At 65.4% G+C, this 14,965-nt stretch carries 15 protein-coding genes; 4 read left to right on the top strand and 11 right to left on the bottom strand.

What is annotated here, in order from left to right; all coding sequences use genetic code 11:
- Window positions 1–159: 159 nt before the first annotated feature.
- Window positions 160–1,134, top strand: a complete 975-nt coding sequence (locus tag AU252_RS15305; RefSeq protein ID WP_058931460.1) for a hypothetical protein — start codon at window positions 160–162, stop codon at window positions 1,132–1,134.
- Between the two features lie 101 nt (window positions 1,135–1,235).
- Here AU252_RS15305 and ppsA read toward each other — a convergent pair whose 3' ends face one another.
- Window positions 1,236–3,635, bottom strand: coding sequence for a phosphoenolpyruvate synthase (gene ppsA / locus AU252_RS15300; RefSeq protein WP_058931459.1), 2,400 nt, complete (start codon window positions 3,633–3,635; stop codon window positions 1,236–1,238).
- A gap of 153 nt (window positions 3,636–3,788) precedes the next feature.
- The gene (locus AU252_RS15295; protein ID WP_058931458.1) at window positions 3,789–4,607 is read right to left on the bottom strand and encodes a pyruvate, water dikinase regulatory protein; all 819 of its coding nucleotides are present in this window, start codon (window positions 4,605–4,607) and stop codon (window positions 3,789–3,791) included.
- 122 nt (window positions 4,608–4,729) lie between these two features.
- On the opposite strand from AU252_RS15295, the gene AU252_RS15290 reads away from it, so the two are divergent.
- Together AU252_RS15290 and AU252_RS15285 are read left to right on the top strand one after the other, a co-directional pair.
- Window positions 4,730–4,945, top strand: coding sequence for a hypothetical protein (locus tag AU252_RS15290; protein WP_058931457.1), 216 nt, complete (start codon window positions 4,730–4,732; stop codon window positions 4,943–4,945).
- A gap of 35 nt (window positions 4,946–4,980) precedes the next feature.
- Window positions 4,981–5,715 (top strand): GAF and ANTAR domain-containing protein, encoded by a 735-nt coding sequence (locus tag AU252_RS15285; RefSeq protein ID WP_058932987.1) that lies wholly within the window; start codon window positions 4,981–4,983, stop codon window positions 5,713–5,715.
- A 37-nt stretch (window positions 5,716–5,752) separates the two neighbouring features.
- Here the strand turns inward: AU252_RS15285 and AU252_RS15280 are convergent, their stop codons facing one another.
- Entirely contained in the window at window positions 5,753–6,016 is a 264-nt protein-coding gene (locus tag AU252_RS15280; RefSeq protein ID WP_058931456.1) for a type II toxin-antitoxin system RelE family toxin, read from the bottom strand.
- 2 nt (window positions 6,017–6,018) lie between these two features.
- A complete protein-coding gene (locus tag AU252_RS15275) occupies window positions 6,019–6,276 on the bottom strand; it encodes a type II toxin-antitoxin system Phd/YefM family antitoxin (RefSeq protein ID WP_058932986.1) in 258 nt (85 codons plus the stop codon).
- A gap of 163 nt (window positions 6,277–6,439) precedes the next feature.
- Here AU252_RS15275 and AU252_RS15270 point away from each other — a divergent pair, with 163 nt between their 5' ends.
- Window positions 6,440–7,180 carry a GAF and ANTAR domain-containing protein gene (locus tag AU252_RS15270; protein WP_157768992.1) on the top strand — a complete coding sequence of 247 codons (741 nt, stop codon included), beginning with the start codon at window positions 6,440–6,442 and terminating at the stop codon, window positions 7,178–7,180.
- A gap of 93 nt (window positions 7,181–7,273) precedes the next feature.
- Here the strand turns inward: AU252_RS15270 and purU are convergent, their stop codons facing one another.
- The 7 genes from purU to gcvH all read right to left on the bottom strand — a co-directional run bounded on the left by purU (window position 7,274) and on the right by gcvH (window position 14,817).
- A complete protein-coding gene (gene purU / locus AU252_RS15265; protein ID WP_058931454.1) occupies window positions 7,274–8,128 on the bottom strand; it encodes a formyltetrahydrofolate deformylase in 855 nt (284 codons plus the stop codon).
- The gene (gene cycA, locus AU252_RS15260) at window positions 8,129–9,700 is read right to left on the bottom strand and encodes a D-serine/D-alanine/glycine transporter (RefSeq protein WP_083510421.1); all 1,572 of its coding nucleotides are present in this window, start codon (window positions 9,698–9,700) and stop codon (window positions 8,129–8,131) included.
- On the bottom strand, window positions 9,615–10,445 hold the full coding sequence (locus tag AU252_RS15255; protein ID WP_083510420.1) for a methylenetetrahydrofolate reductase: 831 nt from the start codon (window positions 10,443–10,445) through the stop codon (window positions 9,615–9,617). Before AU252_RS15255 ends, cycA begins: the two co-directional genes overlap by 86 nt.
- A 41-nt stretch (window positions 10,446–10,486) precedes the next feature.
- Window positions 10,487–11,497, bottom strand: coding sequence for a lipoyl synthase (gene lipA, locus AU252_RS15250; RefSeq protein WP_058931452.1), 1,011 nt, complete (start codon window positions 11,495–11,497; stop codon window positions 10,487–10,489).
- 13 nt (window positions 11,498–11,510) lie between these two features.
- Window positions 11,511–12,908 (bottom strand): L-serine ammonia-lyase, encoded by a 1,398-nt coding sequence (locus AU252_RS15245; RefSeq protein ID WP_058931451.1) that lies wholly within the window; start codon window positions 12,906–12,908, stop codon window positions 11,511–11,513.
- A gap of 203 nt (window positions 12,909–13,111) precedes the next feature.
- Complete coding sequence (gene glyA, locus AU252_RS15240) at window positions 13,112–14,437, bottom strand: serine hydroxymethyltransferase (protein WP_058931450.1); 1,326 nt, start codon at window positions 14,435–14,437, stop codon at window positions 13,112–13,114.
- Window positions 14,434–14,817, bottom strand: a complete 384-nt coding sequence (gene gcvH, locus AU252_RS15235) for a glycine cleavage system protein GcvH (RefSeq protein ID WP_058931449.1) — start codon at window positions 14,815–14,817, stop codon at window positions 14,434–14,436. Before gcvH ends, glyA begins: the two co-directional genes overlap by 4 nt.
- Between the last annotated feature and the right edge of the window lie 148 nt (window positions 14,818–14,965).

Genomic DNA, 14,965 nt, shown 5'->3' with positions numbered 1-14,965 from the left:
GCAAATTCGTTTTCGAGGCCGATATTCCACGACGCAGTCCGTATTCCGGGTGCGCCCGTGGAGGTGCGGGTCGGAAACGGACAAGCGCGTCGCCAGGACTTCTCCACATAGCGGCACCTACCCCTCGCGCCGAGGGCGCGCAGCTGGCATCTTCGCTACATGACGGATCTTCCACCGCTTCTCTTGGCCCGCGACCGCGTCCTTCACGGGTTGACCCCGGATGACCTTGCCAAGCGCGTAAAGGCCGGTTCCCTGGTCCGCGTCCGGCACGGCGTCTACACCGACGGGCCCACGTGGAAGGGGCTGAAGCCGTGGGACCAGTATCGCCTCCGCGTCCAGGCCGCTGCGGAAACGTTCGAGAAACCCACGGTCTTCGCCCGCCACTCTGCCGCCAGCGTGTGGGGAATACCCACCATCGGCCTGAACCACCCGGTCCAGGCCCTCACCATGAAGAACGACGGCGGCCGGTCACGTGCTGGAGTCCGCCGCCACTTTGCTGCGCCGGCGGGTCTGATGGTGGTCCGGCGGGAGGGCCTGCTCGTCACCGGCCGCATCCGCACTGTCCTGGACCTGGCGGCGTTCACGCCTTTCACCGAAGCTGCCGCACCCCTGGACCATGTGCTTCGACCAGACCGGACCCTGCGGCTGCCTGCCGTGACGACGGCTGAACTGGAGGCAGGTATCGGATCTATGTACTCCACGGCTGCGGGGCGGAGGATACTGACCGCCGTGGCTTTCGCGGACCCTTTGTCCGGTTCCGCAGGGGAGTCCTACAGCCGCGCCCTTATCCACGTGGCCGGCTTCGAAGCCCCGGTCCTGCAGCAAGCCATCCACGACAGGGACGGCCTGGTGGGCTACACCGACTTCTATTGGAAGCAGGCCAAGGTTGTTGGCGAATTCGATGGCGAGGAGAAGTACCTCAAACCCGAGTACCTCAAGGGCCGGACCGCGTCGCAGGCGGTGGTGGAGGAAAAGACGCGCGAGAACAGAATCCGGGCCACTGGGTTCAACGTGGTGAGGTGGGATTGGGCCGATCTGATGCAGCCCGGCAAGCTGGAACGCAAGCTGGCAGCGGCTGGCGTGCCCCGCCGTCGTACGCGTTCTGCGGTTTTCGACGCGCAAACCCGACCGTGACCCGCATATTCCTTGGCGCCACCGATATTTAGGTCTCGACAAGGAACCTGCGTAGCGCCAGAACGACGTCGGCACCCAACCCGGGTGCCGACGTCGTGCGTTTAGCGGACTTCGACAGACTCAATCACCGGGGTGCCGGCGAGCCGGAGCCAGGTGTCCACCACGGTGTCCGGGTTCAGGGAGACGGAATCGATGCCTTCCTGGACCAGCCACTCGGCGAAGTCCGCGTGGTCGCTGGGACCCTGGCCGCAGATGCCGACATACTTGCCGCGCGCCTTGCAGGCCTTGATGGCCATGCTGAGGAGCTTCTTGACGGCAGGATCGCGTTCATCGAAGCCGCCCGAGACAATCGCGGAATCCCGGTCCAGGCCCAGGGCCAGCTGGGTCATGTCATTGGAGCCGATGGAGAAGCCGTCGAAGTAGTCCAGGAAGTCGTCGGCGAGCAGGGCGTTGGACGGAATCTCACACATCATGATCACTTCGAGGCCGTTCTCGCCACGGACCAGGCCGTTCTCTGCCAGCAGCTCGATGACGCCGCGGGCCTCGTCCAGGGTCCGCACGAACGGGATCATGAGCTTGACGTTGGTCAGCCCCATCTCGTTGCGGACGAAGGACAGGGCCTCGCACTCGAGGTCGAAGCAGTCCCGGAAGGACGGCTCCAGGTACCGGGAGGCGCCGCGGAAGCCGAGCATCGGGTTCTCTTCGTGCGGCTCGTAGGCCGGTCCGCCGATGAGGTTGGCGTACTCGTTGGACTTGAAGTCGGACATGCGCACAATCACCGGCTCCGGCGCGAAGGCCGCCGCGATGGTGGAAACCCCTTCGGCCAGGCGCTTGATGTAGTAGTCGCGCGGGCTGCTGTACGCCGCTATCCGTTCCCGGATTTCCGCGGCCACGTCCGCCGGCTGGCTGTCCAGGTTCAGGAGCGCCTTGGGGTGGATGCCGATCTGGCGGTTGATGATGAATTCCAGCCGGGCCAGGCCCACGCCGTGGTTGGGCAGCTGGGCGAACGTGAACGCCTGCTCCGGGGTTCCGACGTTCATCATGACCTTGACCGGGGCGTCCGGCAGCTCGGTGATGGCGGTTTCCTCGACGCTGAAGTCCAGGAGCCCTTCGTAGATGGTGCCGGTCTCACCGTCGGCGCAGGAGACGGTCACTTCGAGGCCGTCGGAGAGGGAATCCGTAGCACTTCCGGTGCCGACGACGGCGGGGATCCCCAGTTCGCGGGCGATGATGGCCGCGTGGCACGTGCGTCCGCCGCGGTTGGTGACGATGGCGGAGGCGCGCTTCATGATCGGTTCCCAGTCCGGGTCGGTCATGTCCGCGACGAGGACGTCGCCGGTCTTGAAGGCGGCCATCTGGTCGATGGATGTGAGGATGCGGACGCTGCCGGCACCGATGCGCTGACCGATGGCGCGGCCCTCGGCCAGGACCCGGCCGCTCGCGTTGAGGCGGAAACGGCTGAGGCTGCCGGCGGCCCGGCGGGACTGCACCGTCTCCGGGCGTGCCTGCAGGATGTACAGGCCGCCGTCGGTCCCGTCCTTGCCCCATTCGATGTCCATGGGACGGCCGTAGTGGTTCTCGATGGCGACGGCGTGCCGGGCCAGCTGCTCGACGTCGGCGTCGCTGAGGCTGAAGCGGCTCCGCAAGGAGGCCTCCACCGGCACGAAGTCGATGGTCCGGCCGATCTCCTGGCTGTTGGTGTAGGTCATCTGGAGGGCCTTCTCGCCCAGGCCGCGCTTGAGGATGGCGGGGCGGCCGGCCTGCAGCGCGGGTTTGTAGACGTAGAACTCATCGGGGTTCACGGCGCCCTGGACCACGGCCTCGCCCAAGCCGTAGGACGACGTGACGAACACGGCGTCCTGGAACCCGGACTCAGTATCCATGGTGAACATAACTCCGGAAGCCCCGACGTCGGAGCGCACCATCCGCTGGATGCCCGCCGAGAGTGCCACCTCGGCGTGTTCAAACTTGTGGTGCACGCGGTAGGCGATGGCCCGGTCGTTGTAGAGGGACGCGAACACGTCCTTGATGGCGATCAGGATGTTCTCGATGCCGCGGACGTTCAGGAAGGTCTCCTGCTGCCCGGCGAAGGAGGCATCAGGGAGGTCCTCCGCCGTGGCGCTGGAACGGACGGCCCAGGAGAGGTCCTCGGAGCCCGCGTGCTTGTCCACCAGCTGCTGGTAGGCGTTCCGGATCTGCGCCTCGAAGTCCGGCAGGAAGGGCGTCTCGCGCATCAGCGCCCGGATTTCCTTGCCCGCTGCTGCTAGGGCCGTCACGTCATCGGTGTCCAGGCCCACCAGCCGGTCCGCGATCTTCTGGTCCAGGCCCGAGTCAGCCAGGAAGCTGCGGTAGGCGTCGGCCGTCGTGGCAAAGCCGTCAGGGACCTGGACGCCGGCGGAGGTGAGGTTCTGCACCATCTCGCCGAGGGAGGCGTTCTTGCCGCCTACCCGGTCCAGGTCCTTGAGTCCGAGTTCTGAGAACCACAGGATGTCTGTTGTCATATTTGCTGCTCCTTTGCAGGGATGATGGCATGCCGGGGCGCTGCCCGCTCGCGGCTGTGGCCGGTTGGTGGGCGCGGATCCTGTCTACAGTGACAGGTCTAGGCCACTCTTTCCAACATGATGTGCGCCACACCGGGCTTGTGAAAATTTTCCCTAATGTTTGAGGTTCATCCGCTGCAGGATGGTGGCGGCCATTTCCTCCACGGACACGGTGGCCGAATTCAAGTAAGGGATCCGGTGGGAGACGTATAGCTGCTCGGCGCTGCGCAGCTCGAAGCCGCACTGCCGCAGCGACGCGTACGGTGAGCCGCGGCGCCGCTCGGTGCGGATCTGGCTCAGCCGCAGGGGGTTGGAGGACAGCCCGAAACACTTCTCAACAAAAGGCCGCAGCGGCCTGGGCAGCCCTTCCCGTTGGAAATCCTCGTCCACCAGCGGGAAGTTCGCGGCGAAGATGCCGTGCTGCAGCGCCAGGTACATGGTGGTGGGCGTTTTTCCGCAGCGGGACGGTGCCACCAGGATGACCTGAGCCTTTTCCAGCGCCCGCAGGCTCTGGCCGTCGTCGTGTTCCATGGCGTACTCGACGGCGGCCATCCGGGACTGATACCGCTCCGCGTTGCCGAGGCCGTGGGCCCTGCCGGGTTCAGCGCTGGCCGGGGAACCGAGGGCTTCCTCCAGCTGTCCCACATGCGTCCCGATCAGATCCACGATGATCCCTTGGCACGTTGCAATGGCCTGTCTGATGTCGCTGCTGACGGCCGTGGAAAAGACGATGGGCCTCGGGCCGGTGGCGACCAGTTTGTCGATGGTGCCCACCACGGTCCTGGCCTGTTCGGCGGTGGTAATGAACGGGACCGTGATGCGGTCAAAGTTGTTCGCGGGGAACTGCGTCAACAAGGTGTTCCCGAGCGTTTCCGCGGTGATGCCGGTGCTGTCCGAAAGGAAGTAGACAGGCCGAATCTCGTCATTGGTCATGAAGGCATTCCACCATCCGGTGGTTGAGCTTGTCGAAATCCGGGCTTTTACCCGGCAGAAACACTGCGGCAACCTGGCCGGGGCATGCTGGGCATACGGGGACAACCAGCAGGGGGCACAGCATGATCACTGACAAGGTGCAGACGGTAAGAATCCAACTCGGCGACCACATCGAGGCGTGGCACAACGGCAAGCTCTTCCACAAGGGCCGGGTGACCGACGTCGTACATTCCCTGGACCTGATCTGGATCAGGGACGCGCGGACCGGCGCGCGGAAGCTGCTGGATCCTGACGCCCTGGAGATCATCAAAGTGGCGGCCCCGCAGGCGGCCGGATAGCTTGTGAGCGCCCGCCGTTCGGCCTAGATTTGGGCATGACCAATTCGCCCGAACATGAGTTGCTCCTGGAGCTGCAGGACCTGATTATCGGCACGGGATCGGTGGCTGATTTCCTGGGCGGGCTCTCGATCATCGCCGCGTCCGCACTGAGCCGCTCGGCCGGCGCCACGGTGGAGTGCGGGGTCACGCTTAAGCACGCCAGGAAAACCACAACGGTGGGCGGGAGCACCGAGCGCGCCGTCCATCTGGACCGCATCGAACAGGCCGTGGGCGACGGGCCCTGCCTCGCAGCGTTGAAGGCAGCGACCCCCGTGCTGTTGGCCGATGTCCGCTCCGACCCGCGCTGGCCGAGCTACCAGGAACGCCTGATCGAGGAGGGCATCCACAGCGTCCTGGGCGTCCCGCTTGAACTCGGCGAAAACGCGGCCGCAGTCCTGAACTTCTTCGCGCCGGCCACTGGCGTATTCACCGAGGAGACCATCGGCGAGGCAGCAAGCTTCGCCGACGTCGCCGGCAGTGCCGTCCGCCTGGCAGTCAGGGTGGGAACCGCAGAGAGCGCCGCTGATGACCTGAGCGCGGCGATGATGAGCCGTACTGCCATAAACCTTGCCTGCGGCATCATCATGGCCCAGAACCGCTGCAGCCAGACCGAGGCGATGTCCATCCTGATGAAGGTCTCCAGCCACCGGAACCAGAAGCTCCGGGACGTGGCCGACGAGATCGTCCGGAAGGTCTCGGGCGAGGAAGCCGCCACCTACTTCGACATGTAGCACTGACTTAGGGTTGTCCGCGCCAGCCAGGCGGGCGTCACCTCTTGTAGACCTCGCGTCGGTGCACGACCCGCACAACGAGGACGGTCAGAACGTCGTCATGGATTTCGTAGAGAACGCGATAGTCAGCAATGCGGACCCGCCAGGCGGTCTCTTCGCCAGCAAGCTTCTTGCATCCAGCGGGTCGCGGATCATTTGCCAGCCCCGCGACAGACGCCAGGATTCGCTTGCGCGTACCAGTCTCCAGTTTGCGGATTTCCTTGGCTGCTCCGGCGGTGAATTCGACCGCGTAGCCGGCCACGTTTAGAGTTCGGCCTGAAGTTCAGTCAGGCTCACTCGACGGCCATCGTCGTCGGCTTTGGCGGCCCGGAATTCGGCGAGATCCACGGCGTCTTCGAGTTCCTCCAGGCGTGCGAAGTCCTCGACGCCGATGAGGAAAGCCACAGGCTTACCGTGGCGCGTGATCTGAACTCGCTCATGCCCGTAGTTCGCCCTATTGACGACGTCGGGCAGATGCTCACGCAGAGCTCCGACGGTGACGGAGCTGGGTTCAGTTTCCACAGTCACAGTCTAGCGCCTGTTTTGTATAGAAGTATAAAAACGTACGAAACGCCAGAAACGCAAATCTTCGGCGGGCCCGCAAAAAGCGAGTACTCACTACTCGTGTGCCACCCCGGCCGGGCCTTTTACGATGAGGACGTACCGACACATGGGGGACTGGGGCATGATGATCGATCAACAGGTGGACTGGCGCGTCTCGGGGGTCCTGCTGGATATCCGCGGACACTCGGAAGCGGCATCGGCGTGCGCGCTGGCCCGGATTGCAGCGTCCGCCGTGAGCGAGATTGCCGGCCACCCCGTGGAGAGCACGGTGACGCTCGTGCGGCCGGACGGGACGCCCTTCACAGCGGCAACCACCGACGCCGCCGGCGGCCTATCCCGGTGGGACCAGCTCGCCGGACGGGGTCCCACCTCGCGGGCACTGGGCGGCCGCCTGACCATCATTCTCAATGATCACTGCCCGGACAAGCGCTGGGACGAGTACCCGGCCAGTCTCAGGTCAGCCGGCTTCCGCTCCGCTGTCGCCGTGCCCTTGCCGCTGGAACGCGGCTACCGGGCCGCACTCACGTTGTATTCGGCGGAAACGAACGTGTTCACCCCGGTTGTCGCCAGCCGGGCGCTGGCGTTCTCCGACGTGGCGGCCACGAGCCTGGTCCTGGCACTGCAGGTCCGGGCTGGCCTGGCCCAATCCGCGGACCTCCGCGCAGCCATGGCCAGCCGCACCGCGGTCAACGTCGCCTGCGGTGTGATCATGGGCCAGAACGGGTGCTCCTACGAGGCGGCGTTGCAGATGCTCACGCTCGCATCGAGCCATCGGAACCTGACCATCCGCGACGCCGCCGAAGGGATGCTGCGCACGCTCCCGGGCGGGGTTCCGCCCACACACTTCCAGCAACGCGCCTGAGCCAGCGCCCCGCCGTCGAGCACTACGCGGCCCGCAGCCCGGATGCGGCCCCACCCCACTCCCCCGAATGTAGGCGGGGACGGGCAGGAACGGTCAGCGCAGAACGACTGTGCGCCCGCCGTCGAGCATTACCCGGCCTTCACAGTGCCACCGGACCGCGTTGCTCAGCGCCTTGCACTCAGCGTCGCGGCCCACGCGCACCAGGTCATCGGCCGTGTACGTGTGGTCCACGTCGATGACCTGCTGGGCGATGATCGGTCCCTCATCCAGCTCCGCGTTGACGTAGTGCGCCGTGGCGCCCACGGTCTTGACGCCGCGGTCGTAGGCCTGGTGGTACGGCTTGGCGCCCTTGAAGCTGGGCAGGAACGAGTGGTGGATGTTGATGGTCCGGCCCGTCAGCTGGGCTGACAGCTCGTCGCTGAGGACCTGCATGTAGCGGGCCAGGACCACCAGCTCCACGTTGTATTCGTCCACGAGCTCCAGCAGTCGCGCTTCCTGCGCCGGCTTGGTCTCCTGTGTGACCGGGAGGTGGAAGAACGGGATGCCGTGCCACTTGACCAGTTCCTCGTGGTCCGTGTGGTTGGAGACCACGGCCACGATTTCCACCGGCAGATCGCCCGTGCGGGCCCGGAACAGCAGGTCGTTGAGGCAGTGCCCGAACTTGGACACCATCACCAGGACCCGGCGCTTGCGGCCGTGCGGCTCCAGCTGCCAGTTCATGGCCCACTCAGCGGCCAGCGGCTCGAAGTCCCGGCGCAGGTCCTCCGTGGTCAGCGGCTGCTTGCCGGATTCGAAATGCACCCGCATAAAGAACTGCCGGGCCTGGCGGTCACCGAAGTGCTTGGTGTCGATGATGTCGCAGTCGTGGTCCAGCAGGTACCCGGTGATCGCGTGGACGATCCCCGGGGACTCGGCGCAGTTGACGGTCAGAACATGTTCGGTTGCCACTTAGTTCTCCCGCGAAGCTTTCGCGTCGGCCAGCTCAGCGTCGGCCAGGGCCTTCTCCTCTGCCACTTCCTTCTCGCCGGCGAGGTCCTTCTGGAACTCCGCGTAGCGGGCCAGGTGGGACGGGCGCTTGCGCAGGATGATCCAGGCGACGCCCAGCAGGATGAACCAGATGGGGGTGACCAGCAGCGCCACCAGCGTGTCCGGCTGCGTGGTCAGTGCCCACAGGACGAAGGCGAAGAACGCGAAGACCACCCAGACCATGGGGACGCCGCCGGGCATTTTGTACTTGGATGACTCGTGCAGGTGCGGACGGCGTGAACGGAACTTCAGGTAGCTGGCCAGGATGATGGACCAGACAAAGACGAAGCAGACGGCGGACACGGTGGTGACCATGTCGAAGGCCTTGCCGATGTCCTTGCCGGCGTACATCAGGACGATGCCGGAGAGCAGCAGGATGCAGGAGAGGAACAGGGCGTTCTGCGGGACCTTGCGGCTGGACAGCCTGCTGAACACGGTGGGGGCGTCGCCCTCCTGGGCCAGGCCGTACACCATGCGGGACGTGGAGTAGATGCCGGAGTTGGCCGAGGACATGGCCGAGCTGAGCACCACCAGGTTCACGATGGTGGCCGCGGCGCCGAGGCCGGCCAGGGAGAACATGGCGATGAACGGGCTGTGGCCGGCCTGGAACTGGGTCCACGGGGTGACGGACATCAGGATGATGAGGGCGCCTACGTAGAAGAGCAGAACGCGGATGGGGATGGAGTTGATGGCCTTGGGCAGGTTCTTCTCCGGGTCCTTGGCCTCGGCGGCGGTGGTGCCTACCAGTTCAATACCCACGAAGGCGAAAACGGCGATCTGGAAGCCTGCTACAAAGCCCATGAATTCGTTCGGGAACATCCCGCCGTGGCTCCACAGGTTGTTGAAGGTGGCCGGGCCGGCGTCGGACTGGAAACCGCTGAAGATCATGAAGAGGCCCACAATGATCAGGGCCGCAATGGCGATGATCTTGATCAGCGCGAACCAGAACTCGGTCTCACCGAATGCCCGCACCGTTGCGAGGTTCAGGACCAGGAGGATCACCACGGTGGCGATGCCCGGAATCCACAAGGGCACTCCTGGCCAGAGTTCCTCCGAGTAGGCGGCGATGGCAATGACGTCCGCGATGCCTGTGATCACCCAGCAGAACCAGTAGGTCCAGCCGGTGAAGAAACCGGCCCAGGGGCCCAGGAGGTCAGCGGCGAAGTCGCTGAAGGACTTGTAGTGCAGGTTGGAAAGCAGCAGTTCGCCCATGGCCCGCATCACGAAGAACAGCATGAAGCCGATGATCATGTAAACGAAAATGACGGACGGGCCGGCGGCCGAGATGGTTTTGCCTGAGCCCATGAACAGGCCCGTGCCGATGGCGCCGCCAATGGCGATCAGCTGGATGTGCCTGTTGCTGAGCTGGCGTTCAAGGTGGGGCGTGTTGCCCGGGGTGGTGACGGTTTCAGTACTCACGTGCTGCTCCTCGAATCGATGCTGGCTGGAGTGCCGTTGGGGATGATGCGAGGCCCGCTTCGTTGGGGACCGCATCGAGGTTGTTGAAGCTGTAGAGGTGGATCCCTGCTATGCCGGGCTGGCTTTCGAGCCCGGCCACCAGGGTGTGAGGTGAGTAGCGATCGCCGCTGAGTAGCTTGCGCGCCAAAGTTCCTTTGCTGCTGAGGAACTTCAGGGAACTTCCGACGCCGATCTGCGAGGCAAGTGCCACCAGCTTGGTCCGCGGGACGGACCCCGCCACGCCCGCCCAGACGGGCAGGTTCACGCCTTCGCGGCGCAGAAGCGCCGCATAGTCGAGGATTTTGGGGGCGTCAAAGCACATCTGGGCGACCACGTGCGTGGCCAGGTGCTGCTTGTCCTGCAGGGCGTCGATCAGGTCCAGGGCCGCCACCGTCGGGTGGCCTTCCGGGTAGCCTGCCACGCCTGCCCGCATCCGGCCACCGGTGTACTGGGCGATGTCCTCGAGCAGCGGGAGGGCTGACTCGTACGGTCCGGCGGGCTGCTTCCGGTCGCCGCCGATCACAAACACCTCGCCGATCCCGGCGCCGTCGCACTCCCGCATGATCCGGGTCAGCTCGGCCCGGTCGTGGATGCTGCGCGCGGCCAGGTGCGGGATGACGGTGTAGCCGAGCGTGCTCAGCTCCACCGAGGCGCGCATGGTCCGCTCGATGCCGTGGTGCGGCAGGCACGTCATGGTCAGCGTGGTGGTCAGCGGAACCAGCGCCTGGACCTGGTCAACAATCCCGGTTGAGGGGATGATTTCGATTCTTGTAGGGAACATCTTTGGTCCTTTCTGGATCTCGGCTCTGAACACAGGAGCGGTCAGCTGGCGTGGGCTGCCAGCAATGAGCTGGCTTCCTGGCGGGTGCTGCCGGAGGACTCGATGTGGGCGAGTTCGGCGGGGATTTCCCAGCCCTTCTTGCGCATCGCGGTGGCCCAGAGCCGGCCGGCACGGTAGGAGGAACGGACCAGCGGGCCCGACATCACGCCGAGGAAGCCGATCTCGTTGGCCTCGTCCTGCAGGTCCACGAACTCCTGCGGCTTGACCCAGCGGTCCACCGGCAGGTGCCGCTCACTCGGGCGGAGGTACTGGGTAATGGTGATCAGGTCACACCCTGCCTCATGCAGGTCCCGCAACGCCTCGGAGATTTCCTCACGGGTCTCGCCCATGCCCAGGATCAGGTTGGACTTGGTCACCATCCCGAGCTTGCGGCCCTGGGTGATGACATCCAGGGACCGGTCATACCGGAACGCGGGCCGGATCCGCTTGAAAATCCGGGGCACGGTCTCGACGTTGTGCGCGAAGACCTCCGGCTTCGAATCACAGATCGCCGCGATGTGTTCGGGCTTGCCGGAGAAGTCAGGGATCAGCAGTTCGACACCGGTGCCCGGGTTCAGCTCGTGGATCTTCCGGACCGTCTCGGCATACAGCCAGACACCCTCATCGGCCAGGTCATCCCGGGCCACCCCCGTGACTGTGGCGTAGCGCAGCTGCATGGCCAGGACCGACCGGGCCACCTTCGTCGGCTCAAACATGTCCACCGGGGACGGCTTGCCCGTGTCGATCTGGCAGAAATCACAGCGCCGGGTGCACTCGGACCCGCCGATCAGGAACGTGGCTTCCTTGTCTTCCCAGCACTCAAAAATGTTCGGGCAGCCGGCCTCCTCACACACCGTGTGCAGGCCTTCCTTCTTGACCAGGTTCTTGAGCTGGACATACTCCGGACCCATCTGGACCTTCGCCTTGATCCACTCCGGCTTCCGCTCCACAGGTACTGCAGAGTTGCGCTGCTCAACGCGCAGCAGCTTCCGGCCTTCTGGTGCCAGTGTCATCAGTTCTCTTCCCTTAGCATTCCACTACGTTGACGGCGAGGCCGCCCATGGCTGTTTCCTTGTACTTGGAGCTCATGTCCCTGCCGGTCTCGCGCATGGTCACGATCACCTCGTCCAGGGACACCCGGTGCGTACCGTCCCCCCACAGCGCCATCTTCGCGGCGTTGATGGCCTTCGCCGCCGCGATCGCGTTGCGTTCGATGCACGGCACCTGGACCAGCCCGCCGATCGGATCGCACGTCAGGCCCAGGTTGTGTTCCATCGCGATCTCCGCCGCGTTCTCCACCTGCTGGGGTGTGCCGCCCAGCACCTCGGCGAGTGCGCCGGCCGCCATGGACGACGCCGATCCCACCTCACCCTGGCAGCCCACCTCGGCACCCGAAATGGACGCCTGCTCCTTGTACAGCACCCCGATGGCACCGGCCGTGAGCAGGAACTTGACCACAACGTCGTCGCGGTCTTCCTGCGTGGCCTTGTCCATGCCGGGTGCGAAATGCAGTGCGTAATACAGGACCGCCGGGATGATCCCCGCGGCGCCGTTGGTGGGTGCCGTGACAACCCGGCCGCCGGACGCGTTCTCCTCGTTCACTGCCAGGGCGATGAGGTTCACCCATTCCTGCCAGTACTTCGGGTCCCGGTCTTTGTCCTCCTTTTCGAGCCGCTCATGCCAGTCCGGAGCACGACGGCGGACCTTCAGTCCGCCGGGCAGCAGCCCCTCGCGCTTGAGGCTGGTTGCCACACACTCCTCCATGACGGAGTAGATGTGCAGCAGGCCTTCGCGGATTTCTTGTTCGGTGCGGGAAGCGCGCTCGTTGACGAACATGATGTCGCCGATGGACAGGCCCTTGGACTGGCACCGGCCCAGCAGCTCCGCGGCGGTGCGGAACGGCAGCGGCAGTTCCTTCTTGGACTCGTCGAGTTCCTTCAGGGCCGCGTCCTCTTCGCCTTCGCGGACGATGAAGCCGCCGCCGACGGAGAAGAACGTGGCCTTGTGCAGGACCTCGCCTGCCTCGTCAGTGACCGTGAAGGTCATGCCGTTGGTGTGCCGCGGCAGGACTGTGAGCGGGCGCAGGACCATGTCCTTGACCCCGTACGGCAGGGGCACGGAACCGGCGAGCTGGAGGGTGCCGGTTTCGGCGATGGCGGCGAGCCGCTCCTCCACCTCGGCCGGCAGGATCTTTTCGGGGTGGAAACCCTCCAGGCCCAGCAGGACGGCCGTCATGGTGCCGTGGCCGTGGCCGGTTGCCGCCAGCGACCCGTACAGGTCCACCCGCAGCCCGGCCACCTTGTCCAGGCTGCCGGAGCCCTTCACCTCCTCAGCAAACACCGCAGCAGCCCGCATGGGCCCAACAGTGTGAGAGCTCGAAGGCCCGATCCCGACGGAGAACAAATCAAAGACTCCAACGGCCATGTGCGTTTCCTAACTAAGTAATTCTTCAGAGATGTGCGCCCGAACACGGTGCTGCACGAGGGGCCGGCGGAGCCAGGCTTTTCGAAAGCGTGCGTCAAAGCGAGGTGGGCCCACGCCGGCCGGGTTCCCTGGCCGAGCTTGCGAGGCTAGGGAGCCGGTGGGGCGCAGCACGCGTGAAAAGTCCGGTCCGCCGGTCCCGGACGTTACCCGAGGTTGACGACTGACGGGTACAACGGGTGGGCGGCGGCGAGAGCTTCGACCCGGTGACGCAGGCCGGAAAGGTCCGCGTCGGCGTCGGCAATCAATGCCTCGGCGATGATGTCCGCAACTTCACGGAAGGCTGCCTCGCCGAAACCACGGGTGGCCAGCGCGGGGGTGCCGATCCGGAGGCCGGAGGTGACCATCGGCGGGCGCGGGTCGAACGGCACAGCGTTGCGGTTGACGGTGATGTCAATCGCGGCCAGGCGGTCCTCGGCTTGCTGGCCGTCCAACTCGCAGTTGCGCAGGTCAACCAGGACCAGGTGCACGTCGGTGCCGCCGGAGATCACGTTGATGCCCTTGGCGGTGACGTCCGGCTGGACCAGGCGGTCGGCCAGGATGCTGGCGCCGGCCAGGACGCGCTCCTGGCGTTCCTTGAACTCCGGCGTTGCTGCGATCTTGAAGGCCACGGCCTTGCCGGCGATGACGTGCTCCAGCGGGCCGCCCTGCTGGCCGGGGAAGACAGCCGAGTTGATCTTCTTGGCGATCGCGGGGTCGTTGGAGAGGATGATGCCGCCGCGCGGACCGGCGAGGGTCTTGTGCGTGGTGGAGGTGGTGACGTGGGCGTGCGGCACCGGGCTCGGGTGCAGGCCAGCTGCCACCAGACCGGCGAAGTGCGCCATGTCCACCATGAGGAAGGCACCCACCAGATCGGCGATCCGGCGGAACTCGGCGAAGTCCAGCTGGCGGGCGTAGGCCGACCAGCCGGCGACGATCAGCTGCGGCTTGTGCTCCAGCGCCAGGCGCTCCACCTCGGCCATGTCAATGGTGTGGGTGTCTTCGCGGACCTGGTACGGGACCACGTTGTAGAGCTTGCCGGAGAAGTTGATCTTCATGCCGTGGGTCAGGTGGCCGCCGTGGGCCAGGTTCAGGCCCATGATGGTGTCGCCCGGCTTGATCAGCGCGTGCATGACCGAGGCGTTGGCCTGGGCACCGGAGTGTGGCTGCACGTTGGCGAACTCGGCACCGAACAGGGCCTTGACGCGGTCGATGGCCAGCTGCTCGATGACGTCCACGTGCTCGCAGCCACCGTAGTAGCGCTTGCCCGGGTAGCCCTCGGCGTACTTGTTGGTCAGGACCGAGCCCTGCGCCTGCATCACGGCAACAGCCGTGTGGTTCTCGGAGGCGATCATTTCCAGGCCATTGCGCTGGCGGCGCAGTTCGTCGTCGATCTTGACGGCGATCTCAGGGTCCAGCACCGACAGATCGGTGTCCAGGCTCGCGGAAACTACCTGCTCAAAGACTGCTGTGCCTGCTGCAGCGGGGCTCACAGCTCGCCACCGTTTACTTCGGCGTACTCCTGGGCGGAGAGCAGCGGGCCCTCGGACTCGACGGTCACCTTGAACAGCCAGCCGGCACCGTACGGATCGGAGTTGATCAGTGCGGGATCGCCGACGGCGTCTTCGTTGATTTCCGTGACCTCGCCCGTCACCGGGGAGTACAGGTCAGAAACGGACTTGGTGGACTCGATCTCGCCGCAGGTCTCCCCCGCGGTGACCGTGGAGCCAACCTCGGGCAGGTCCACGTAGACGATGTCACCCAGCGCCTCAGCGGCAACAGCGGACACGCCAACAACGGACGGACCAGAGCCATCAAAGGCGATCCACTCGTGCTCGGCGGAGTATTTCAGTTCAGCGGCAACCTTAGCCATGTTGTGTTTCCTTACGTTTCGAAGTCAGTTGTGGTCGGGTTGGGAGGCTGGTGACCGAATTCCTCCGCGTGCTGGCTCGTTCCTCGCCTCTGACGCACGCTTCCGGAATCCGCTCACCGCCAGGGTCGGCGGCACTTCCTAAGCACCT

This window comes from Pseudarthrobacter sulfonivorans (assembly GCF_001484605.1).
Taxonomy (GTDB): Bacteria; Actinomycetota; Actinomycetes; order Actinomycetales; family Micrococcaceae; genus Arthrobacter; species Arthrobacter sulfonivorans_A.
Note: the sequence above shows the minus strand (reverse complement) of the source record. Positions and strands in the feature narration are given on the sequence as shown.